Source organism: uncultured Endozoicomonas sp., assembly GCF_947495845.1.
GTDB lineage: Bacteria > Pseudomonadota > Gammaproteobacteria > Pseudomonadales > Endozoicomonadaceae > Endozoicomonas.
The window spans coordinates 15,640-38,555 of the sequence record NZ_CANMAO010000024.1 but is presented as its reverse complement, the minus strand read 5'-3'; the positions used below and the strand labels follow the sequence as shown (position 1 = coordinate 38,555).

The 22,916-nt window shown below is 48.4% G+C and carries 16 protein-coding genes; 10 read left to right on the top strand and 6 right to left on the bottom strand.

Annotation, left to right across the window (positions count from 1 at the left end; translation table 11 throughout):
• Positions 1–314 precede the first annotated feature (314 nt).
• The 4 genes from rpoB (at position 315) to Q1B11_RS15085 (ending at position 10,467) form a co-directional block, all read left to right on the top strand.
• Complete coding sequence (gene rpoB, locus Q1B11_RS15100; RefSeq protein ID WP_299734159.1) at positions 315–4,391, top strand: DNA-directed RNA polymerase subunit beta; 4,077 nt, start codon at positions 315–317, stop codon at positions 4,389–4,391.
• Positions 4,392–4,472: 81 nt separating this feature from the next.
• Positions 4,473–8,684 (top strand): DNA-directed RNA polymerase subunit beta', encoded by a 4,212-nt coding sequence (rpoC, locus tag Q1B11_RS15095; protein WP_299734157.1) that lies wholly within the window; start codon positions 4,473–4,475, stop codon positions 8,682–8,684.
• 375 nt (positions 8,685–9,059) lie between these two features.
• On the top strand, positions 9,060–9,587 hold the full coding sequence (locus Q1B11_RS15090; RefSeq protein ID WP_299734155.1) for a hypothetical protein: 528 nt from the start codon (positions 9,060–9,062) through the stop codon (positions 9,585–9,587).
• Between the two features lie 124 nt (positions 9,588–9,711).
• Entirely contained in the window at positions 9,712–10,467 is a 756-nt protein-coding gene (locus Q1B11_RS15085; protein ID WP_299734154.1) for a TlyA family RNA methyltransferase, read from the top strand.
• Between the two features lie 163 nt (positions 10,468–10,630).
• On the opposite strand, the gene Q1B11_RS15080 is transcribed toward Q1B11_RS15085, so the two are convergent.
• Complete coding sequence (locus Q1B11_RS15080; protein ID WP_299734152.1) at positions 10,631–11,005, bottom strand: hypothetical protein; 375 nt, start codon at positions 11,003–11,005, stop codon at positions 10,631–10,633.
• A gap of 237 nt (positions 11,006–11,242) precedes the next feature.
• Between Q1B11_RS15080 and Q1B11_RS15075 the strand changes: the two genes are divergently transcribed.
• Positions 11,243–12,199 (top strand): AEC family transporter, encoded by a 957-nt coding sequence (locus Q1B11_RS15075; protein ID WP_299734150.1) that lies wholly within the window; start codon positions 11,243–11,245, stop codon positions 12,197–12,199.
• Between the two features lie 53 nt (positions 12,200–12,252).
• Here the strand turns inward: Q1B11_RS15075 and Q1B11_RS15070 are convergent, their stop codons facing one another.
• The 3 genes from Q1B11_RS15070 to glpX all read right to left on the bottom strand — a co-directional run bounded on the left by Q1B11_RS15070 (position 12,253) and on the right by glpX (position 15,301).
• Positions 12,253–13,509 carry a hypothetical protein gene (locus Q1B11_RS15070; protein WP_299734148.1) on the bottom strand — a complete coding sequence of 419 codons (1,257 nt, stop codon included), beginning with the start codon at positions 13,507–13,509 and terminating at the stop codon, positions 12,253–12,255.
• A 422-nt stretch (positions 13,510–13,931) separates the two neighbouring features.
• Complete coding sequence (locus Q1B11_RS15065) at positions 13,932–14,195, bottom strand: YihD family protein (RefSeq protein WP_299734146.1); 264 nt, start codon at positions 14,193–14,195, stop codon at positions 13,932–13,934.
• Between the two features lie 95 nt (positions 14,196–14,290).
• Positions 14,291–15,301 (bottom strand): class II fructose-bisphosphatase, encoded by a 1,011-nt coding sequence (glpX, locus tag Q1B11_RS15060; RefSeq protein WP_067516551.1) that lies wholly within the window; start codon positions 15,299–15,301, stop codon positions 14,291–14,293.
• 568 nt (positions 15,302–15,869) lie between these two features.
• Between glpX and rpsL the strand changes: the two genes are divergently transcribed.
• The 4 genes from rpsL to tuf all read left to right on the top strand — a co-directional run bounded on the left by rpsL (position 15,870) and on the right by tuf (position 20,359).
• Entirely contained in the window at positions 15,870–16,244 is a 375-nt protein-coding gene (rpsL, locus tag Q1B11_RS15055) for a 30S ribosomal protein S12 (protein ID WP_299734142.1), read from the top strand.
• Between the two features lie 161 nt (positions 16,245–16,405).
• The gene (rpsG, locus tag Q1B11_RS15050; protein WP_299734140.1) at positions 16,406–16,876 is read left to right on the top strand and encodes a 30S ribosomal protein S7; all 471 of its coding nucleotides are present in this window, start codon (positions 16,406–16,408) and stop codon (positions 16,874–16,876) included.
• A gap of 18 nt (positions 16,877–16,894) precedes the next feature.
• Positions 16,895–18,997, top strand: coding sequence for an elongation factor G (gene fusA / locus Q1B11_RS15045; protein WP_299734138.1), 2,103 nt, complete (start codon positions 16,895–16,897; stop codon positions 18,995–18,997).
• 168 nt (positions 18,998–19,165) lie between these two features.
• Entirely contained in the window at positions 19,166–20,359 is a 1,194-nt protein-coding gene (gene tuf, locus Q1B11_RS15040) for an elongation factor Tu (RefSeq protein ID WP_299734136.1), read from the top strand.
• 76 nt (positions 20,360–20,435) lie between these two features.
• Here the strand turns inward: tuf and Q1B11_RS15035 are convergent, their stop codons facing one another.
• Positions 20,436–21,371 carry a CreA family protein gene (locus Q1B11_RS15035; RefSeq protein ID WP_299734134.1) on the bottom strand — a complete coding sequence of 312 codons (936 nt, stop codon included), beginning with the start codon at positions 21,369–21,371 and terminating at the stop codon, positions 20,436–20,438.
• A gap of 272 nt (positions 21,372–21,643) precedes the next feature.
• On the opposite strand from Q1B11_RS15035, the gene Q1B11_RS15030 reads away from it, so the two are divergent.
• A complete protein-coding gene (locus tag Q1B11_RS15030; protein WP_299734132.1) occupies positions 21,644–22,111 on the top strand; it encodes an MEKHLA domain-containing protein in 468 nt (155 codons plus the stop codon).
• Here Q1B11_RS15030 and Q1B11_RS15025 read toward each other — a convergent pair.
• A complete protein-coding gene (locus Q1B11_RS15025) occupies positions 22,108–22,770 on the bottom strand; it encodes a class I SAM-dependent methyltransferase (RefSeq protein ID WP_299734130.1) in 663 nt (220 codons plus the stop codon). The genes Q1B11_RS15030 and Q1B11_RS15025 overlap by 4 nt on opposite strands.
• Positions 22,771–22,916: the final 146 nt, after the last annotated feature.

The window sequence follows — 22,916 nt, the reverse complement described above, 5'->3', positions numbered from 1 at the left end:
TGTGTTTGAGTTTGAAGGTGCTGATTAAGCATTCTCAAAGCAGGCGCTAAAGCTCATGCAACGGTTTAAAGGTGGTCGTGGGGGAACCCAGACACCTGCAAGCCTGCTGAACTTGTCTTGCGGATCAGTATGGATGCAGTACCTGTATTGAACGTTGAGAAAGTGATGGAGGCTTCGAAGGTAGCGCGGCTACTGATGAAGTGAATGTTGGAATTGATTGGTTTAGACAGGGAGCCACCCGCTCTCGAAAAACCTACATGGTCAGGCGATGCCGCCTGCTTCCAGAAAACAGGTAACCAAGCTGGGGAACGCTGATGGCATACTCGTATACTGAGAAAAAACGCATCCGCAAGGACTTCGGCAAATTGCCGAGTGTCATGAATGTGCCGTATCTGCTGGCGATTCAGCTTGATTCATATCACAAGCTGTTGCAGTCAGGTAAAGAGCCGGCAGCAAGAGAAGATATTGGCCTTCATGCAGCCTTTAAATCGGTTTTTCCGATTGTTAGTTACTCAGGCAATGCTGCCCTTGAGTACGTTAGCTATAGACTGGGCACTCCTTCGTTTGATGTCAAGGAATGTCAGTTAAGAGGCGTAACCTACGCAGTACCACTGCGTGTGAAAGTACGTCTGATTATCTATGATAAAGAGTCTTCTAACAAGGCAATCAAAGACATAAAAGAACAGGAAGTGTACATGGGCGAAATTCCGCTCATGACCGATAACGGTACTTTCGTTATTAACGGCACTGAGCGTGTAATCGTGTCTCAGCTGCACCGTTCTCCTGGTGTGTTCTTTGATAACGACCGGGGTAAAACACACTCCTCCGGTAAGCTGCTTTATTCTGCTCGCGTCATTCCTTACCGTGGTTCATGGTTGGACTTCGAGTTTGATCCTAAGGATCTGCTCTTCGTTCGTATCGACCGTCGTCGTAAGTTGCCAGCAACGATTCTGATGCGTGCGATTGGTCTTGAAAATGAAGAAATTCTTTCAAGATTCTTTGACTTCGTAGAATTCAAAATCAGTTCTGACAACGTTAAAACAGAACTGGTTGCAGATCGCCTCCGAGGTGAAGCTGCTAGCTTCGATATCTACGATAATGATGGCAACCTGATCGTTGAACAGGGTCGTCGTGTGACTGCACGTCACATTCGTGATATTCAGAAATCTGCAATCAAAAACCTGGAAGCACCTGTTGAATACATCTATGGTCGTGTACTGGCCAAGACAGTTGTTCACAAGTCTACCGGTGAGATCATTGCTGAATGCAACACTGAAATCACTCCGGAAGTTTATGAGCAGCTTCTCTCTGCAGGCATCAAGACTATTGAGACCCTGTATATTAATGAATTGGAATGTGGTCCGTTCATTTCTGACACTCTGAGAGCTGACAACACCACGAATCGTCTGGAAGCACTGGTAGAAATCTACCGCATGATGCGTCCTGGTGAGCCGCCAACACAGGATGCTGCTGAAGCCCTGTTCCAGAACCTGTTCTTCTCTACCGAGCGCTACGATTTGTCTGCGGTTGGTCGTATGAAGTTCAACCGTCGTCTGGGTCGCGCTGAAGACACTGGCTCCGGTGTTCTGGATAATGAAGACATCATTGATGTTCTGAAGATTCTGGTAGATATCCGTAACGGTCACGGTGTTTGTGATGACATCGATCACCTGGGTAACCGTCGTGTACGTTCCGTTGGTGAAATGGCTGAAAACCAGTTCCGTGTTGGTCTCGTTCGTGTTGAGCGTGCCGTCAAGGAGCGTCTGAGCCTGGCCGAATCTGAAGGCTTGATGCCTCAGGATCTGATCAATGCCAAGCCTGTTGCTGCTGCTATTAAGGAATTCTTCGGTTCCAGCCAGCTGTCCCAGTTTATGGACCAGAACAACCCGCTGTCCGAGATTACCCACAAGCGTCGTGTATCCGCGTTGGGCCCAGGTGGTCTGACCCGTGAGCGTGCCGGCTTTGAGGTTCGTGACGTACACTCCACCCACTATGGTCGTGTATGCCCAATCGAAACACCTGAAGGTCCGAACATCGGTCTAATCAACTCTCTGGCTACCTATGCCCGTACTAACGACTATGGCTTCCTTGAAGCACCATACCGTCGTGTTGTTGATGGTCTGGTCACTGACGACGTAGATTACCTTTCTGCTATTGAAGAAGGTGAATACGTTATCGCACAGGCATCCGCTTCTGTTGATGAAAACAAGAAGCTGGCAGAAGACCTGGTAGCGGTTCGTTACCGTGGTGAAGCGACTCTGATGGGTCCTGAGAAAGTCCAGTACATGGACGTCTCCACCAAGCAGATGGTGTCCGTTGCAGCCTCTTTGATTCCATTCCTGGAACACGACGACGCCAACCGTGCATTGATGGGATCGAACATGCAACGTCAGGCGGTTCCAACCCTGAAAGCTGAGAAGCCTCTGGTTGGTACTGGTATGGAACGTAACGTAGCGTCCGACTCCGGTGTCTGCGTCGTTGCCAAACGTGGCGGCCTTATTGATACCGTTGATGCGGCCCGTATCGTGGTTCGTGTGAACAGTGAAGAGCTGCAGCCAGGTGAAGCCGGTGTAGACATCTACAACCTGACTAAATACACACGTTCTAACCAGAATACCTGTATTAACCAGCGTGCCCTGGTGAAGTCTGGTGACAAGATTGCCCGTGGCGACATCATGGCCGACGGCCCATCCGTTGATATGGGTGAGCTGGCGCTGGGTCAGAACATGCGTGTGGCATTCATGCCATGGAATGGTTACAACTTTGAGGATTCCATCCTCATCTCTGAGCGTGTCGTTCAGGAAGACCGTTTCACCACGATTCACATTCAGGAACTGACCTGTGTGGCTCGTGACACCAAGCTGGGTTCTGAAGAAATTACTTCCGATATTCCAAACGTCGGTGAGTCCGCACTGAACAAGCTGGATGAAGCCGGTATCGTTTATGTCGGTGCTGAAGTGGGCGCTGGTGACATTCTGGTGGGTAAGGTGACACCAAAAGGTGAAACTCAGCTGACTCCGGAAGAAAAACTGCTGCGTGCCATCTTCGGTGAAAAAGCGTCTGACGTTAAAGACACCTCTCTGCGTGTACCGACCAGTGTTAAAGGTACCGTTATTGACGTGCAGGTCTTCACCCGTGACGGCGTGGAAAAAGACACCCGTGCACTGGCGATCGAGAAGACCCAGCTGGATGAGTATCGCAAAGACCTGAACGAAGAGTTCCGTGTAGTTGAACACGACACCTTCGAGCGTCTGCGCGCTGCCCTGGTTAACCAGCCTGTTGTTCGTGCGCCGGGTCTGGGTAAAGGTGATCTGATCTCCGATGCTTTCCTAAACGGTATGGATCACGAACAGTGGTTCAAGATGTCCATGGCGGACGAAGCTCTGAACGAAATGTTGGATCTCTCCAGAGAACAGCTGAAAGAGCGTCGTGCACAACTGGACGAGCGTTTCGAAGACAAGAAGAAAAAGCTGCAGACCGGCGACGACATGGCACCGGGTGTCCTGAAAATCGTTAAGGTTTACCTGGCGATAAAACGTCGTATCCAGCCTGGTGACAAGATGGCGGGTCGTCACGGTAACAAGGGTGTTATCTCCATCATCATGCCGGTTGAAGATATGCCGCACGATGAAGAAGGTAATCCGGTTGATATCGTACTTAACCCTCTGGGTGTACCGTCCCGTATGAACGTTGGACAGGTACTGGAAACCCACTTGGGTGCGGCGGCTAAAGGTCTGGGCGTTAAGATCAATCGCATGATTGAATCCCAGAAGAGTATGTCTGAACTGCGTAAGTTCCTGGATGAAGTGTACAACGGCATCCCAGGTCACAGTCCGGTTGAAATTGACAAGTTCAGCGATGCTGAAGTCATGGAACTGGCCGGTAACCTGAAAGGCGGTGTACCGATGGCAACAGCGGTATTCGACGGTGCGAAAGAGACAGAAGTTAAGCGTCTGCTCCGTCTGGCTGACATGAACGACAGCGGTCAGGTTAAGCTGATCGACGGTCGTAGCGGTGACTCTTTTGAGCGTCCGGTCACTGTTGGCTACATGTACATGCTGAAGCTGAACCACTTGGTAGACGACAAGATGCACGCTCGTTCTACTGGTTCTTACTCTCTGGTAACTCAGCAGCCTCTGGGTGGTAAGGCACAATTCGGTGGACAGCGCTTCGGGGAGATGGAGGTCTGGGCTCTGGAAGCTTATGGCGCTGCATACACTCTGCAGGAAATGCTGACCGTGAAGTCCGATGACGTCGCTGGCCGTACCAAGATGTACAAAAACATCGTGGATGGCGACCACAGAATGGAACCTGGTATGCCGGAATCCTTCAACGTACTGTTGAAAGAAATCCGCTCGCTGGGTATCGATATCGAACTGGAAACCGAATAACGAACGTGTGGCTAAGACACCTGTAACACATCTTATCTATAAGAGTGAAACAGGTGTCTTGCACCGAGAGGAGATACGATCTTGAAAGACTTGCTGAATCTGCTCAAGTCACAGGGCCAGACGGACGAATTCGACGCTATTCGGATCGGCCTGGCGTCACCGGATATGGTCCGGTCCTGGTCTTACGGCGAAGTTAAAAAGCCGGAAACAATTAACTACCGTACGTTCAAACCTGAGCGTGACGGCCTTTTCTGCGCCAAAATCTTTGGCCCGGTAAAGGATTACGAGTGCCTGTGCGGAAAGTACAAGCGTCTCAAGCACCGTGGTGTTATCTGTGAGAAGTGTGGCGTTGAAGTTGCACTGGCTAAAGTGCGTCGTGAGCGCATGGGTCACATCGAACTGGCGAGCCCGGTTGCTCACATCTGGTTCCTGAAATCCCTGCCATCCCGTATCGGTCTGTTGCTGGACATGACCTTGCGTGATATCGAGCGGGTACTGTATTTCGAATCTTACGTTGTTGTTGATCCGGGCATGACCACGCTGGAAAAGAACCAGCTGCTGTCTGACGAACAATACTACGAAGCCCTGGAAGAGTTTGGTGACGACTTTGACGCCCGCATGGGTGCTGAAGCGATCAAAGCGCTGCTGGGTGATATTGATCTGGAAGACGAAGTGAATACCCTGCGTGAAGAAATTCCGCAGACCAATTCCGAAACCAAACTGAAGAAGCTGAGCAAGCGTCTGAAATTGGTTGAAGCCTTCCACAACTCAGGCAACAACCCTGAGTGGATGATCCTGACCGTTCTGCCGGTTCTGCCGCCAGATCTGCGTCCTCTGGTACCTCTGGATGGTGGTCGTTTCGCAACGTCCGACCTGAACGATCTGTACCGTCGAGTGATCAACCGTAACAACCGTCTGAAGCGTCTGCTGGATCTGAACGCACCAGACATCATTGTCCGCAACGAAAAGCGTATGCTGCAGGAATCTGTCGACGCGCTGCTGGACAACGGTCGTCGCGGTCGTGCCATCACTGGCTCTAACAAACGTCCTCTGAAATCCCTGGCCGACATGATCAAGGGTAAGCAGGGTCGTTTCCGTCAGAACCTGTTGGGTAAGCGAGTAGACTACTCTGGTCGTTCTGTAATCACCGTAGGTCCTACCCTGCGTTTGCATCAGTGCGGTCTGCCAAAGAAAATGGCGCTGGAGCTGTTCAAGCCGTTCATCTTCGGTAAATTGGAAGCCCGTGGTCTTGCTACCACGATTAAAGCTGCCAAGAAGATGGTAGAGCGTGAAACTCCAGAAGTGTGGGACGTTCTGGCTGAAGTCATCCGCGAACACCCGGTTATGCTGAACCGTGCACCAACCCTGCACCGTCTTGGTATTCAGGCGTTCGAACCGGTTCTGATCGAAGGTAAAGCGATTCAACTGCACCCACTGGTGTGTGCGGCATACAACGCCGACTTCGACGGTGACCAGATGGCGGTACACGTACCTCTGACTCTGGAAGCCCAGCTGGAAGCCCGTGCCCTGATGATGTCCACCAACAACATCCTGGCGCCAGCGAACGGCGAACCTATCATCGTACCTTCTCAGGACGTTGTACTGGGTCTGTACTACATCACCCGTGACCGTATTAACGCCAAGGGTGAAGGCATGGTCTTCGTTGATATCGACGAAGTTATGCGCGCGTATCGTACCGGTGCTGCTGAATTGCACGCCCGCATTAAAGTGCGTGTACACGAAAAATATCGCGACAACGATGGCGTTGAGCACGATAACAAGTTCCTGGCGGACACCACCGTTGGCCGTATGATTCTGTGGGACATCGTGCCTATGGGTCTGCCATTCTCCCTGGTTAACCAGGCGATGAAGAAGAAAGCGATCTCTGGCCTGCTGAACGCCTGTTATCGTAACGTTGGTTTGAAAGAAACCGTTATCTTCGCTGACCAGATGATGTACATGGGCTTCCAGTACGCCACCATCTCTGGTACGTCCATTGGTGTTAACGACTTCGTTATTCCTCCGGAAAAAGCGCGCATCATCGATGACGCTAACGACGAAGTGCGTGAAATTGAAAACCAGTTTGCTTCCGGTCTGGTAACAGCGGGCGAGAAGTACAACAAGGTTATCGACATCTGGTCCCGCGCCAACGAAATGCTGGCCAAGCGGATGATGGACAACCTGAAAGTCGACAAAGTCATCGACCGTGAAGGTAAAGAAGTCGATCAGGAATCCTTCAACAGCGTATACATGATGGCTGACTCCGGCGCACGGGGTAGTGCGGCGCAGATTCGTCAGCTGGCCGGTATGCGTGGTCTGATGGCCAAGCCAGATGGCTCTATCATCGAAACGCCAATTACCGCGAACTTCCGTGAAGGTCTGAACGTACAGCAGTACTTCAACTCCACTCACGGCGCTCGTAAAGGTCTGGCGGATACGGCACTGAAAACTGCGAACTCCGGTTACCTGACCCGTCGTCTGGTAGACGTTGCTCAGGATCTGGTCGTCACAGAAGACGACTGTGGTACGACAGCCGGTCTGTGGATGGCTCCGCACATTGAAGGCGGCGACATCGTAGAGCCACTGGGTGATCGTATCCTTGGTCGTGTAGTTGCAGAAGACGTACTCAAGCCAGGCAGCGACAGCGAAATCGCCGTTCCAGCCGGTACGCTGATTGACGAAGCCTGGGTGAAACGCCTTGAGCTGCTGAATGTTGACGAAATGCTCGTACGTTCACCAATCACTTGTGAAACCCGCCACGGCATTTGTTCCAGCTGTTACGGTCGTGACCTGGGTCGCGGCCACATCGTAAACAAAGGTGAAGCGGTCGGTGTTATCGCAGCCCAGTCCATCGGTGAGCCGGGTACTCAGTTGACGATGCGTACGTTCCACATCGGTGGTGCAGCGTCTCGTAACGCAGCGGCTGACAGTGTAACGGTTAAGAATAAAGGTACAGTGCGTCTGCTGAACCTGAAGTCTGTTGAGCGTAAAGACGGCACACTGGTTGCGGTAAGCCGTTCCGGACAGCTGGCTGTAGCGGATGAATATGGTCGTGAGCGTGAGCGCTATAAACTGCCTTACGGTGCCATGATTTCCGTTAAAGACGGTGAAGTGATCGAAGCTGGCCAGACTGTGGCTAAGTGGGATCCACACACACACCCGATCATCACTGAAACTGCCGGTATTGTTGAATTCCAGGGCATGGATGAAAACATCACCGTTAAGACTCAGACTGATGAGCTGACCGGTTTGTCCAACATGGAAGTTATGGATCCGAAGGATCGTCCATCCGCTGGTAAGGACATCCGTCCTGCGGTTCAGCTGAAGGATGCCAACGGTAACGAACTGAAGCTGCCAGGTACTGATGTACCTGCTCAGTACTTCCTGCCAGCTAACGCTCTGGTTAACCTGGTTGACGGCTCTACGGTAGAAGTGGGGGCGGTACTTGCCCGTATTCCTCAACAGTCTGGCGGTAACAAGGACATCACCGGTGGTCTGCCACGGGTTGCTGACTTGTTCGAAGCGCGTAAGCCAAAAGAGCACTCTATCCTGGCGGAAATCTCCGGAACCATCGGTTTCGGTAAAGAAACCAAGGGTAAGAAGCGTCTGGTCATCACGCCGACTGACGGCAGCGATCCATACGAAGAGCTGATTCCAAAATGGCGTCACCTCAACGTGTTCGAAGGTGAGCAGGTGACCCAGGGTGAAGTTATTTCTGACGGCCCGACCAACCCACACGACGTTCTGCGTCTATTGGGTGTCAGTGAACTGGCTCGCTACATCGTTAACGAAATCCAGGACGTATACCGTCTCCAGGGTGTAAAAATTAACGATAAGCACATTGAGACCATTCTGCGTCAGATGCTGCGTAAAGTTGAAATCTCCGATACCGGTGATACTCACTTTATTCGTGGTGATCAGGTTGAGTTTACTCGTCTGCTCGAAGAGAACGACAAGGTTAGCCGTGAAAACAGCTTCCCTGCCAAGTTCGAACGCGTACTGCTGGGTATCACCAAGGCATCTCTGGCAACAGAATCCTTCATCTCTGCGGCATCTTTCCAGGAGACTACCCGAGTCCTGACGGAAGCTGCGGTACACGGCAAGCGCGATTACCTGCGTGGCTTGAAGGAGAACGTAGTTGTAGGTCGTCTGATTCCTGCAGGTACTGGTCTGACTTACCACGCTGAGCGTCGTAAGAGCCGTGAAGAAGTTGAGTTCGATGCACCAGCTCGTATCTCTACTTCCGATGCAGAACAGGCGCTGTCTGATGCGTTGAACTTCGGAGAAGTGTAACTCTTATTGTAAGAGGCTCTGACATAAGAGGAGGAGTTTGCTCTTCTTCTATCTCTTATAAAACCGTCGCTGCCAAGCGGCGGTTTTTTTTATTCTAAAAACGTAAAAGCAAAAAATATAATATTTTTTTGAATGGAAAAACTTTTAGTTGAAGGAGCTTAGAGTCTATATCCGCATCCAATGAACAAACTTATAAAGGATGAAGATGTGTCGAATGTTCAAACTCCGATGCAATCAGCCTAAGCACGATTCGCTTCTGTTTTAGCTGAGAAGGGTAAAGAAATAGAGGGAATTGCGTATTCGAACCTTGAAGCCGGCTGTACGAAGTTTAAAGAGGCAACATCTTATGGAAGGGTTGTTGAAAGCCTAAATGAAGTGATCAATAAACTGACCAAAACTCATGTATACAAAGCAGTATCACCCTCGGCTAAAGAGTTCTATGAGCGTCACAAGCGTTCAGTTCAGGACGTTGCTATAGTAGCTGCGACTTATGGAATACTGGGGGTATCTATTCCAACTGTTGTTATAGCAGGTATAGGCCTGTTGTGTGTAGAGAGCAATGACAACGCGGCTAGAAATCAGCTGATGGATATGGAAAGAGTGAATGCAAAGGCAAATACATTAGTAGAGATTGGAGGAGCAGCGTTTAAGGATTCGATAAAAGCCTTCGATGAGCGGTTGGATTCATTGGCTTTAAAACTGCTTGCCGGCCAGAGAGTATCGTTGCAAAATTCTCTAATAGATAAACATACGGAAACTGCAAAAGAAATCATGAACAAAAAAACACATGGTTCGGAAGGTGAGATAACAGATGAAGCTGAAATAGTAGAAATCTTGAAAGATCAGAGAAACAAGATCTTGGATCCTGAGGGAATTTCTGGAGAAGGGAAGAAAGTGATATAGGCTGGCGTTAAGCTGATTTGCAGTTTGATAAATTGATCTTCCGAAAAAGAAAACGACGAAATATACATAGTGGTAATCAGTTGACGGTATAATTCAGTTTTTTCGGCTACGTCTGGCTATTAAGATGCAAAGACTTGATATGCTCTTGGTTGAGCAGGGAAAGGCTACCTCCCGAACAAAGGCTCAACAGCTGATCAGCGAAGGTCGTGTAATGGTGCATCAGTCTGGCGGCTGGGTGGCAGTGGTTAAACCTGGCCAGAAGTACCCTGATTCTATTGAGCTGGATGTTGTGTGGGATGAGTCAGATTGTTTTGTATCCCGTGGTGGATTAAAGCTAGCTGGTGCTATTGAGAAATCCGGTGCAGACTTCGCCGATGCGGTTGTTATCGATGTTGGTCAGTCAACCGGTGGTTTTACTGATTGTGCGCTCCAGTCCGGGGCTGCAAAAGTCATTGGTATTGAGGTTGGTCATGGGCAATTGGTTCCGTCGTTACGGGATGATCCGAGGGTTGTCTGTCTGGAAGGAATGAATGCGCGGGATTTATCGCGGGATTTACTAAATTACACAACCGATGTGCAGGGGTTTGATTTCGCTGTAATGGATGTGTCGTTTATCTCCCAAACCAAGATTCTTCCTTCTCTGGTTCCCCTGTTGAAACCAGGTGGGCAGTTGTTAAGTCTGGTAAAACCGCAGTTTGAGGTAGGTTCTGCAGGTATTGGTAAGGGCGGTATTGTCAGAGATGCAAATCTTTATCCGCAGGTAGAGCAGTCTATCAAAAGCTTCTGTGAGAAGTTGGGTATGACGGTAAAAGGTTATTTCGATAGCTCGATTACTGGCGGCGATGGCAATCGAGAGTTCTTCATCTGGGCTGAGAAGTAATGCCAATTCTGTTTTTAAATTATGGGCTGCGCAGCCATTTTGACCGACTGGATCTGCGTTGAAGTTCCTCGCCATAGCTATGGCTATGACTCGTCGCTTCGCCTTGCCCAGTCACCCAAAATAACTTGCTCGCTCCATAATTTGAAAACGCCATTGGTATAAGTTAGGGACCAAGTCGCCAGACTTGTATTGGCAGCTGATAGTGATCAATCACTTTTCGCATGCGCTCCCAATGAGTAAAATCTACCCCCTTGTTCAAAATTAAAACAATCCCGGCATGCTTGCCAGTCAACATGCTGTAATCAAGAGCCTGTCCAATGGCTTCAGGCCATTTGCGTGCAAACTCAATCTCGATGGCATGACTGTTCGTGAGGCAGTCAATGCGTCGACCACTGTCCAATCTATACTCCAATTGACCACCCATGCCATCACACCAGACTTTTTGATACCAAGCCTCTATAGGTGCGGCGAAAGTATTGGATGACTGCGTAAGAAGTACAAGAGCGATACTGAAATACCCTATGTTTCGGTTGGTCATTTATTCATCCCGTTGCCCCTTGATGTTGTTGTAGAGTGATAAGGGGATTATTAGCTTGTATCGACTAAGTAGCGCCTACTGCCAGTGAGAAAATAGCAGGGTAAAAAGATAGCACTTGAGGCTTATGTCAACACAACCTGGCTTGGGTGAATTCTTAAGTGATTTTTGTTTGGAGCTATGTGTCCATAAATGAGTAACGGTTATAATCGCTGGCAAATTACCAGATGACTAGTGGCTATGTTGTGGGAAACGTTTTTATTCACGGCCAGTGTAACGCTGCCTGTCTGTGTGATGCTGTTAGCAGGGATTGCTCTTAAGCGCTTTCAGTTTATTGATGACCATTTTGTAACCACGGCATCAAGGCTCGTTTTCAACTTTTGTATGCCGGCACTGTTGTTTACATCCATTATTAACTTGGACATGGCATCAGTTCTTGATTTCAGGATGGTTATTTATGCTGTTATAACATCAATTGTGACATTTCTGACAGCGAGAATGCTGGCTGCGCAGGCTTGTACGTCGTCAGCCGACTACGGTGCGTTTATTCAAGGCGCTGCCAGGGCAAATCTTGCTATTGTGGGTATGGCCTTGGCGGGAAATATCTATGGCAGTCATGGTATTGCATTGATGTCTCTCGCACTGGCCTTTCTGGTGCCTCTGTATAATGTGCTCTCTGTATTTGTGCTGGCGTATTATGCATCCGATAAAAATGACGTTCCTTTCAGTTGGAAAAAACTGATTATTGATCTGACTAAAAACCCTCTCATTGTCTCAATTGTTGCGGGCTTTTGTTTTGTTTCGTTGGGATTGCAACTGCCCGAGGTTGCAGAAAAGGTCAGCCTGTACTTTGCTCAGATCACTTTACCATTGGCATTAATCAGTATTGGCGGAAGCCTGAGCATGGATGTGCTCAGAAAAACCAGCAGGAGTGCAGTATGGGCAACTCTGCACAAAGTATGTCTGATGCCTGTGATGGCAGTGCTGATGGCGTGGTTGGTGGGGTTGAGAGGTATTGATCTTGGAATTATCTTTTTGATCTTTGCCTGCCCAACGGCGGCTGCCAGTTTTGTGATGACTAAGGCGATGGGGGGGAACGACAAGCTTGCTGCTAACATCGTTGTGCTGACGACCTTGGGCAGTTTACCTGCAACAGCTATTGGAATTTTTACTCTGCGCCTTTGTAACTTAATTTGAAAAATCATGTCTGAATGGGATAGATGTGCTCTTATGATAGATCTGTACTTGCATTAGAGTTCCTCAACCGAGAGCTGCGTGTCTTCTTGCACCTCTATTGTTACTACGTCTTCATCTGCAGTGATCCCTAAGTATAAGCTCTGGGTGTATGTGAAAAGGTAATCCTCTTGCTCTGCAGCTAATCGTGCTTCTTCTTCATCTCTTTGTGCTTGTTCTGCGGCTAATCGTTCTTGTTCTTCTCTTTGTAATTGCGCTTCCTGCTCCTCGATAGCTTCTTTCTGTTCTTCTAGTTCTTGTTCTTGTCGAGCTAACTCATCTGCATCAGCTTGTGCTCTATGCTCTTCTTGAACTCTGTATTGCTCTTCATAGTATCTCTGTTGTTCGTCGTCCTCTCGTACTGTAGCTTCGTGACGTTTGATATTTTGGTTGTGGAAGTAGGATGTGCTTTTGCTTTTGGTGCTCCGATTCTGCGAACCGTTGGCAAGTTCGAGGGCTAACTCGAGCTGCTTCTTATTGATTGCCGCTATCTGTAGAGCAGCTATGTTAACCGGTTGCTTTTGAGTTCGCTCTCTTAAGGTTCTGAGTGGGGTTAAATCAGGTTTAAGCTGTAATGAATCCTTGGTTGGTGGCATAGCAGATTTTTTGTGATCGGATTTTGCAGATAGAGCACGTTTTATACTGCGCATAAACCCAATCTTTTTGGGCTGGCTGGGTCGTGGTTTTTGGGGTTTTCGAGGGATTGCGTGGTTATCTATCTTAAGGGCAGAAGTTGTTTGTTTTTGTTTGTCGGAGTTTCGGTTAGCACTTGTATTCTCTCTAACAGTTTTTCGTGCCTCCTGCGCAATGGCTGGAAGTTTTTCAATAGTTGATACTGGCTCTTTTAACATTAATGCTGGCTTTAGCTGGGGTTCCGCTTTCGGTGTAATGGTGGGTAGTTGTTCGTGTGATGGTCTTTTCAACGCATATTCTCTTACGGAGTTTGAGTTCCGTCGTTCGGGAGTATTAGCCTTTGTTGCCTTATATTCTTTTAATAGCCTGTCTCGCATTGTGCTGCGTAGCTTGATCACGTCGTAAAGTTTATTTTCTGTTGCTGTGCCAGGTTGGTTGGATTGCATCAACAGGTCAATCTCATACTTCACCGCATCCCTCTCTTTAGTGATTCGATGCAATTTCTGTGAATCAACGTTTTTTTGTGCTGTTGGTGTTAGCTCTTTAATCTCTTTATCTTTTTTAGCCAGATTCTCTGACAGTTCTTTATAGAGGGTTCGATCTTTTTCTCCTAAGTGAAGGGCTGCATCTTTTGATGCCAAGGCAGGTGAAACCAAGGGAAGGTGAGGCTGAATTGTCGTGGTAGTACGGTTTTTTATGGGCGAACTCGATAGTGGGCGCTCAGTATATCCTCTGCTGAAATCTCGCACTGGGGTATATTTTTCGGCTGACTGCCTACCCGAAGAGGGATGTCTCTGCTGCCTATTTGATTTTTTGTGTGATGTCACAGGAGGGTTATGGGAGTAATTATCGTTTTTTATCGAGCTGTGTCCGTAAGTCATAGAGTATCAGGAAGTAAATAAACAAACTTTGATGCTGTACAGGGAGGAAGGTTCAACTTTCTTAGCTGCAGATAGATGAAAATAATCAGTGGGGTGCGCTTGTATTTGGGAAAGATGGTTTAGGTAGTGAAGCCAGGCAAGCTTCACCGGATAATATATGAGGACATCGGGTGGAGCAGAGGTTATGTAATACCACGGGCTTTTAGCAAGGCCGCTTTAAAATCAACTTCAACATCTTTAGCGATACCTGGAATCATGGCATCCGGCGTTTCACCTTTCATTTTGAGGTGATAGATCAGGATGTCATCGGTTACTTCGTTTAGAGGGCCTTTATGCCCTGCTTCCGATGCAAGAGATTCAATGATTTGTACCAGGTTAAGGTGGCTTTGCTTTTGCCATTCGGGCATTAATAGTTCAGCCAGTTCATTGATTCTGTGACAGCTCATATAACATTACTCAATATCTGTATTGAAGAGTCAGGAGTACTGCATTAGCGCAGTACTCTATATAAAGGAAGGGCTACATAAAAAAAGGGCTGCGATTAAAGGATGATGTTTTTGATGTCATCATCCTTACGATCCAGATAATGACTGGATTGGATGCGGCGTATGGTGCGTGATTTGCCACGAACCACCAGAGTTTCGGTGGTCGCGAGGTTACCATTGCGGGTAATACCCTGAAGCAGGTCGCCTTTAGTAATACCTGTTGCCGAGAAAACCACGTTATCGGAGCTGGCCATGTCGTCCAGTCGTAGCAGCTTACCGGGCTCAACCCCCATCTCTTTGCAGCGTTCAGCTTCCAGCTTACCGGCTTCGATGTTTTCCGGCGTTTCCCCTTTAGCCTGATCTCTGGTTAATAGTCGACCATTCATATCTCCGCCAAGCGCGCGGATAACGGCAGCAGAAACAACACCTTCCGGCGCACCGCCAACACAGTACATTAAGTCCACTTCGCTGTCTGGCATGCAGGTCAGAATAGACGCAGCAACATCGCCGTCAGGAATGGCAAATACTTTCACGCCCATATTCTGCATCATGGCAATGGCGCTGTCATGGCGAGGTTTAGCGAGGGTAATAACAACCAAACTTTCAATAGGCTTGTGAAGGGCGCGGGCGACATTATGAATGTTTTCTTTCAGACCAATGTTCAGGTCGATGATGCCCTTGGCTCCAGGACCGCAAACCAGCTTTTCCATATACATATCAGGCGCTTTCAGGAAAGAGCCTTTCTCTCCAGCGGCCAGAACGGCAATGGCATTATTCTGGCCCATAGCGGTCATGCGGGTGCCTTCAATGGGGTCGACTGCGATATCAACGCTTTCCCCTTCGCCAGTACCCACTTTTTCGCCAATGAACAACATAGGGGCTTCGTCTATTTCCCCTTCTCCAATGACGATTTCGCCATTCATGGAAACTTTGTTTAGCATGGTTCGCATAGCTTCCACGGCCGCACCATCGGCAGCGTTTTTGTCACCACGACCAAGCCATTTATAGCCAGCCAGAGCAGCGGCTTCTGTGACTCTTGAAAATTCGATTGCCAGTTCGCGTTTCATAAAACCTAAACTTAAAAGAATAAAAGCGGGACTCTAGCATATTTGCAAAACGACGGGCAGCTTCCCTCAAGTTGCTGGAAAAAATAGCCTAGGAGCCTGTCGGCTTTTTCGCAGTAGGTCAGTGGTAAGTCCGACAGGCTCCTAGACAGCGGAGCAGTAATAGGCGGCACTTTGCTTATTGTCGGGCAAGCAGAAAAGGTAAGAAATTAAATATGAATAGAGGAGGTGGGGGATAAAATAGTCTGAGTTTGAGTGAGTTTAGCTCTCCTGTCTTCGTGATCGCGGTATCCCACATGCCATGATATGTGAATCCACATAATTAAATGGTTCAACCCATACTTGACGTTAGTATCATCGCCCCGTAAAATTTGTGCGCTTTATTCTATCTGTGCTCCGAGTGCTTGACACGTTACAAGTAAGTAGAGCTCAGGTGCTGCATAAGCCGGTTGACGCCGGCTTTTGCTGTTTAAAGCCGATTCTGGATTGCCAATCCTCTGACGATTCAGATTCATTCTCTTACGAGAAACCTTAGAAACGATCCTCATTAATGAGATTTGGAGTTTGCTGAATGGCAACAATTAACCAGTTGGTGCGCAAGCCACGCAAGCGTAAGGTCAAAAAGACCGATGTGCCTGCGCTGCAGGCGTGTCCACAGCGTCGTGGTGTTTGTACCCGTGTTTACACCACAACCCCTAAGAAGCCTAACTCTGCGCTGCGTAAAGTATGTCGTGTGCGTCTGACTAACGGTTTCGAAGTGACTTCCTACATTGGTGGTGAAGGTCACAACCTGCAAGAGCACAGTGTTGTTCTGATCCGTGGCGGTCGTGTAAAAGACTTGCCAGGTGTTCGTTATCACACCGTTCGCGGTAGCCTGGATACCCAGGGTGTTAACGACCGTAAGAAGGGCCGTTCCAAGTACGGCACCAAGAGACCTAAGAAGTAATTCGAATCTACGGATTAGTTCAGGTTTTGCCGGTGAAAGGCCGGTGTAAAGCTCAAGAGAGCAAGAATTCAACATTAGGTTGATGAGAGTAAGGCCGGGCTGAGGCAGTTAGCTGCTGACTGTTCCTGGATTACCTGAAGACCGACGTAGAGGGCTTATCAATGCCAAGAAGACGCGTAGTCGCTAAGCGCGACGTGTTACCAGATCCTAAGTTTGGTAATAAAACACTCACTAAATTCATCAACCACGTGATGGTCAGCGGTAAGAAATCTGTCGCTGAAAAGATCGTTTATGGTGCTCTGGACGTTGTTCTGGAACGCACCAGCAAGGAGCCTCTGGAGCTGTTCGAAAAAGCTCTGGAAACTATCGCTCCTATGGTAGAGGTTAAGTCCCGCCGTGTTGGTGGTGCTACTTACCAGGTGCCTGTTGAAGTTCGCCCTGCTCGTCGTACTGCTCTGGCCATGCGTTGGCTGGTAGACGCTGCGCGTAAGCGTGGTGAAAAATCCATGAAGCTCCGCCTGGCTGGAGAACTGATGGACGCTGCCGAAAGCAAGGGCGCTGCAGTTAAGAAGCGTGAAGACGTGCATCGTATGGCTGAAGCCAACAAGGCATTCTCCCACTACCGTTTCTAAGTATCAGAGGATTGTATCGTGGCCCGTAAAACCCCGATCAACCGCTATCGCAACATCGGTATTTGTGCCCATGTTGACGCGGGTAAGACAACGACTACAGAACGTGTACTGTTTTACACCGGCCTGAGCCATAAAATCGGTGAAGTTCATGATGGTGCAGCCACCATGGACTGGATGGAGCAGGAGCAGGAGCGTGGTATTACTATCACGTCCGCTGCGACTACCTGTTTCTGGCGCGGAATGGACGCTCAGTTTGATGAGCACCGCGTTAACATCATCGATACTCCAGGACACGTTGACTTCACTATCGAAGTAGAGCGTTCCCTGCGTGTACTTGACGGCGCAGTTGTTGTGCTGTGTGGCTCCTCCGGTGTTCAGCCTCAGACTGAAACCGTATGGCGTCAGGCTGATAAGTACGAAGTACCACGTATGGTCTTCGTGAACAAGATGGACCGCACCGGTGCTGACTTCGAAATGGTAGTCAGTCAGCTGCGTGAGCGTTTGAACGCTGTAGCTGTTCCTATGCAAATGACCATCGGCGCTGAAGATGAATTCAAAGGCGTGGTTGACCTCGTTAAGATGAAATCCATCATCTGGAACGAAGAAGACCAGGGAATGACCTTCACTTACGAAGATATTCCTGCAGATATGGCTGACCTGTGTGCAGAAATGCGCGAATACATGGTTGAAGCCGCTGCCGAAGCCACTGATGAAATGATGGAAAAGTACCTTGAAGAAGGTGATCTGTCCGAAGAAGAGATCAAGGCCGGTATCCGTGCCCGTACTCTGGCGAACGAGATCATTCCTGTCTTCGGTGGTTCTGCCTTCAAGAACAAAGGTGTGCAGGCGGTTCTGGATGCTGTAATCGAGCTGATGCCTTCTCCAAAAGAAGTTAAAGCGATCGAAGGTATCCTGGACGACAAAGACGGTACTGTTGCTGTTCGTGAAGCGGACGACAATGCGCCTTTCTCTGCTCTGGCGTTCAAAATTGCTACCGACCCATTCGTGGGTACGCTGACCTTCGTTCGTAACTACTCCGGCGTTCTGAATTCCGGTGATACAGTTTACAACCCGGTTAAGCATAAGAAAGAACGTGTTGGTCGAATGGTGCAAATGCACGCGAACAACCGTGAAGAGCTTAAAGAGTGTGTGGCTGGTGACATCGTTGCCCTGATCGGCATGAAAGATGTAACCACTGGTGACACTCTGTGTTCAATGGACAGCATTATTACTCTGGAACGCATGGAATTCCCAGAGCCAGTAATCTCTGTTGCTGTTGAGCCAAAGACAAAAGCTGACCAGGAAAAAATGGGTATCGCACTGGGCAAACTGGCTCAGGAAGATCCATCTTTCCGCGTTCACACTGACGAAGAAAGTGGCCAGACCATTATCTCCGGCATGGGTGAGCTTCACCTGGATATCCTCGTTGACCGTATGCGTCGTGAGTTCAAGGTAGAAGCGAACATTGGTAAGCCTCAGGTTGCGTACCGCGAGAAGATCAAAGCTTCCGTTGACGCTAACCACAAGTTTGCCAAGCAGTCTGGTGGTCGTGGTCAGTATGGTCACGTTGTTGTTGAATTCTCTCCTGCCGCCGCTGGCGAAGAGGGTCTGGAATTCATCAACGAAATCGTAGGTGGTGCGATTCCTAAGGAGTACATCCCGGCGATCCAGAAAGGTATCGAAGAGCAGATGAAGAACGGCGTTATCGCCGGCTACCCATTGCTGGGTCTGCGCGCTCGTCTGTACGATGGATCTTTCCACGATGTTGACTCCAACGAAATGGCGTTTAAAATCGCTGCTTCGCAGGCACTGAAGAAGTATGCGCCTCAGGCTCAGCCAGTCCTGATGGAACCTATGATGAAGGTTGAGGTGGTAACACCTGAAGACTACATGGGTGACGTTATGGGTGACTTGAACCGTCGTCGCGGTATTGTTCAGGGCATGGAAGACCGTTCTTCCGGTAAAGTGATTAACGCTCAGGTGCCACTGGGTGAAATGTTCGGCTACGCTACTGACCTGCGTTCAGCAACCCAGGGGCGTGCTACATACACCATGGAATTCCATGAGTATGCCGAAGCGCCCGCCAGCATTGCTGATGCGGTTATCAAGAACCAGGGTTGATTGGATTTGGTAGTCTGATTGCGTAGTCTGTGGATGCTTTTACGAAAGCAATGGAATTTCTCAGTTTTTTTGCACTGAGAAATTCCTTTCCATAAGCAATCGCTGTTAGAATGCCGGCCTGAAATCATACCTGATATCAAACTTATCTATAGCTTAAGGTTAAGAGAAATGGCTAAGGAAAAATTTGAACGTAATAAGCCGCACGTAAACGTCGGCACCATCGGTCACGTTGACCACGGTAAAACCACTCTGACTGCTGCGCTGACTCGCGTATGTGCAGAAATCTGGGGCGGCACCATGCGTGCATTCGACCAGATCGATAACGCTCCTGAAGAGCGTGAGCGTGGTATCACCATCTCTACTGCACACGTAGAGTATGATTCCCCAGCTCGTCACTACGCACACGTAGACTGCCCAGGCCACGCTGACTATGTTAAAAACATGATCACTGGTGCTGCTCAGATGGACGGCGCTATCCTGGTATGTTCCGCTGCTGATGGCCCCATGCCACAGACTCGTGAGCATATCCTGCTGTCTCGTCAGGTAGGTGTACCATACATCGTGGTATTCCTGAACAAAGCTGACATGGTAGACGACGAAGAGCTGCTGGAACTGGTAGAGATGGAAGTTCGCGAACTTCTGGACATGTACGACTTCCCAGGCGACGACACTCCAATCATCATCGGTTCTGCCCTGATGGCTCTGAACGGTGAAGACGCTAACGAAATGGGTACTACCGCTGTTAAGAAGCTGGTAGAAACTCTGGATTCTTACATCCCAGAGCCAGAGCGTGCTATTGATCAGCCGTTCCTGATGCCTATCGAAGACGTATTCTCCATCGCTGGCCGTGGTACTGTTGTAACTGGTCGTGTTGAGCGTGGTATCGTTAACGTTGGTAACGAAGTAGAAATCATTGGTATCAAAGACACTACCAAGACTACTGTTACTGGTGTTGAAATGTTCCGTAAGCTGCTTGACGAAGGTCGTGCAGGCGAGAACATCGGTGCTCTGCTGCGTGGTACTAAGCGTGAAGACGTTGAGCGTGGTCAGTGTCTGGTTAAGCCAGGTACCGTTACTCCGCACACCAAGTTCGAAGCTGAAGTGTACATCCTGTCCAAAGAAGAAGGCGGTCGTCACACTCCATTCTTCAAGGGCTACCGTCCACAGTTCTACTTCCGTACTACTGACGTGACTGGTGCTGTTGAGCTGAACGAAGGCGTTGAAATGGTAATGCCTGGTGATAACATCAACTTTGTAGCTACTCTGATCAACCCGGTAGCTATGGAAGAAGGTCTGCGTTTCGCGATTCGTGAAGGCGGCCGTACAGTTGGTGCTGGTGTTGTTGCTAAAATCTTCGAATAATCGACGATTTTAAAAGATGTAAAGTTACCTCCAAAAACCCGGCTTTAGCTGGGTTTTTTTTGTCTATAGAAAAGAGCTAAGGTTGTTTGGTCTTCAGTTCAACTGAGGAAATTGAATGCTTAAAGCTGCCGGTGCCACCAAAATTGAACCACTGTTTTGAATATGCGATATACAAGGCGATCTTGCTATCGGGGTCGTATGTCCGCATAACACAGAGTGCTTTATCTCCAATACTTAGGGAGTGTTTATACACTTCGGTATCGGGAGTGTATTTTAGCGCTTCGAGAGCTTCTGGTGTGATCGGGTAGGCTTGTACACAGCTAATGTCATTGTTTGAAGGAGTTGAAGGTGATAAAGGGAAGTTGTCTGTAATTCTACCAATAAAGCACATGACTTTGGTTGTTGAGTCAAAAAATCTATCGATTTCGATTTTTTTAAAGTTTAAAATATCTAGATCTATCGATACGGCGGCAATTGTTTTGGTGGCCTGCAGGGGGTCAGATAGCGGTGGTTTAGTCGTGTCTAAGGGTGCAGGCTCATTATCATCGGATTTATCAATATCATGTGTTTCTTCAAAATAAGAAGCGTATGTAACGGTGGGTGCTTGTGTAAATATCTTTTTTTCAAGAGCTGCCATCTTTTCGGAATGGTTTTGTATTGCGTCCTCGATAAAAGCTACTCTTTCAGTAATCCTGTCCTGCGAGCTGGTTACCTGTTTTTTAAAAGTCTCTAGAGAATAATTCTTGATGTCCCCTGCTGGTGGTTGAGAGGCTGATCTGTCACTGATCCTTGTGTCTGAGGGGGATCCCTGCATTAAATAGCCAAGTGCCACTCCGGTAGCGAGTGCTCCAGCGACTACTCCAACATATTGAATGATCTTGCTGGCATTCTGTAGTGAGAAAACAGAGCGATACCAAGTGGTTTCTCTGGGTTCAGTTTGATGAAGGGGGGAGGTGTCTGCTGCATTAATGTCAGATGAAGAGGGAGGTGAGGGTGGTTGTGGATTCACCATGGTTCTGTTCCTTTGATAGGAAAATATTAAAATCAAATGTGGGTCAAGTAAGTGATCCTATGAAATCGAATATTTGACAGTACGATCAGTAAATAGTTCAGGGGTTGCGTATAAAATTTTGGTAACAGCAAGGTGGCTTTAAAGTTCTTCGGATTAGATTTTGATGCATTTGCTGGTTTGTCATCGGTCTACAATCACTTGCGGATTGTTATTGCTAAAATCTAAAGGCCGGGCGCTCGTAGATATAATTATGGTGGTGATGGGAGGGTGTGATGCTTGAGCGTTTACAGTCAAAAGCGATTCAGAATCACTTGGTTGTTGTGCTTGACAGTTTTGAGTCTTGTTTTAATAAGCGGTTAATTGGTTCAGGGTTATCTCCAGTAGAGATGGTTGAGGCTATATGGAAGGCTGAGTTCGTACTTGTTTCACATGGTGTCGAATCGGATCCAGTGTTTAATTTTGGTAATGAGATGGCGTTAAGGCTTTTCGAACTGGATTTTGATGCTTTTACTCGGTTACCTTCAAGAAAGTCCGCTGAGATGATTTCTAGAGAAGAGCGGCAGCGCTTGTTGGATGAGGTTGCCGCACGAGGTTGCATATCTGATTACACAGGCATAAGGATTTCCTCAAGTGGACGACGCTTCTATATAGAAAATGCAAAAGTCTGGAATCTATATGATGGCTCGCAAGAGTATTATGGTCAGGCTGCCATGTTTAAGTCTTGGAAATATTTGGGTTAGCGTTTAATGATGATCGATAATCCATCAGAAATGGGCAGTATCATCATGTCGACACGGTCGTCTTGATGAACCTTTATATTAAGTACTTTGAGCGCAGTAGTATCCTCGTCAATTCCGGCTGTTTCGGCAACATGCCCGCTCCAAAGTACGTTATCAATAAGGATGAGTCCGCCGGGGCGAATCAGCTTTAAGCATTGCTCGTAATAAGTGTCGTAACCGGTTTTATCCGCATCAATAAAAGCCATATCGAACGTGTTTTCCCGCCCTTCGGTAATGAGTCGTGAAAGGGTGTCAGATGCGGGGGCTATGTTAAGATCGATGATTTGATCTACGCCAGCTTGTTTCCAGTAGGGTTTTGCAAGATCTGTGTATTCAGGGCTGATGTCGCAGGCGATAAGTGTTCCATCCTTGGGGAGATTTAGTGCGACAGATAGTGCGCTGTACCCGGTAAACGTACCGATCTCTATGCATTGTTTAGCGTTGATTAGTTTGGCGAGCATGCCCATAAATTGCCCTTGTTCGGGAGAAATTTGCATAACGCTCCTGGGGTGTTTGCTGGTGAGTGTTCTGAGTTGTGCCTGTATTGGGTGTTCTCGTAAGCCAAATTTGTGCAGGTAGTCTATCAGGGGTTCTGTTAGTTGAAGTGTCTGTGTGCTCATTTTTCTATGCCTTTATTTTGATTCTGCATTGATAGCAAGTTGGTTGGTGGTATTCAGGGGGGGGTGAGGCTACTGGGTAATGTTTGAGGGTTGTCGATAGAGGCGCCCCAGAATCTCTGGGTAGTGGAGCACGTCGTATTTCAATT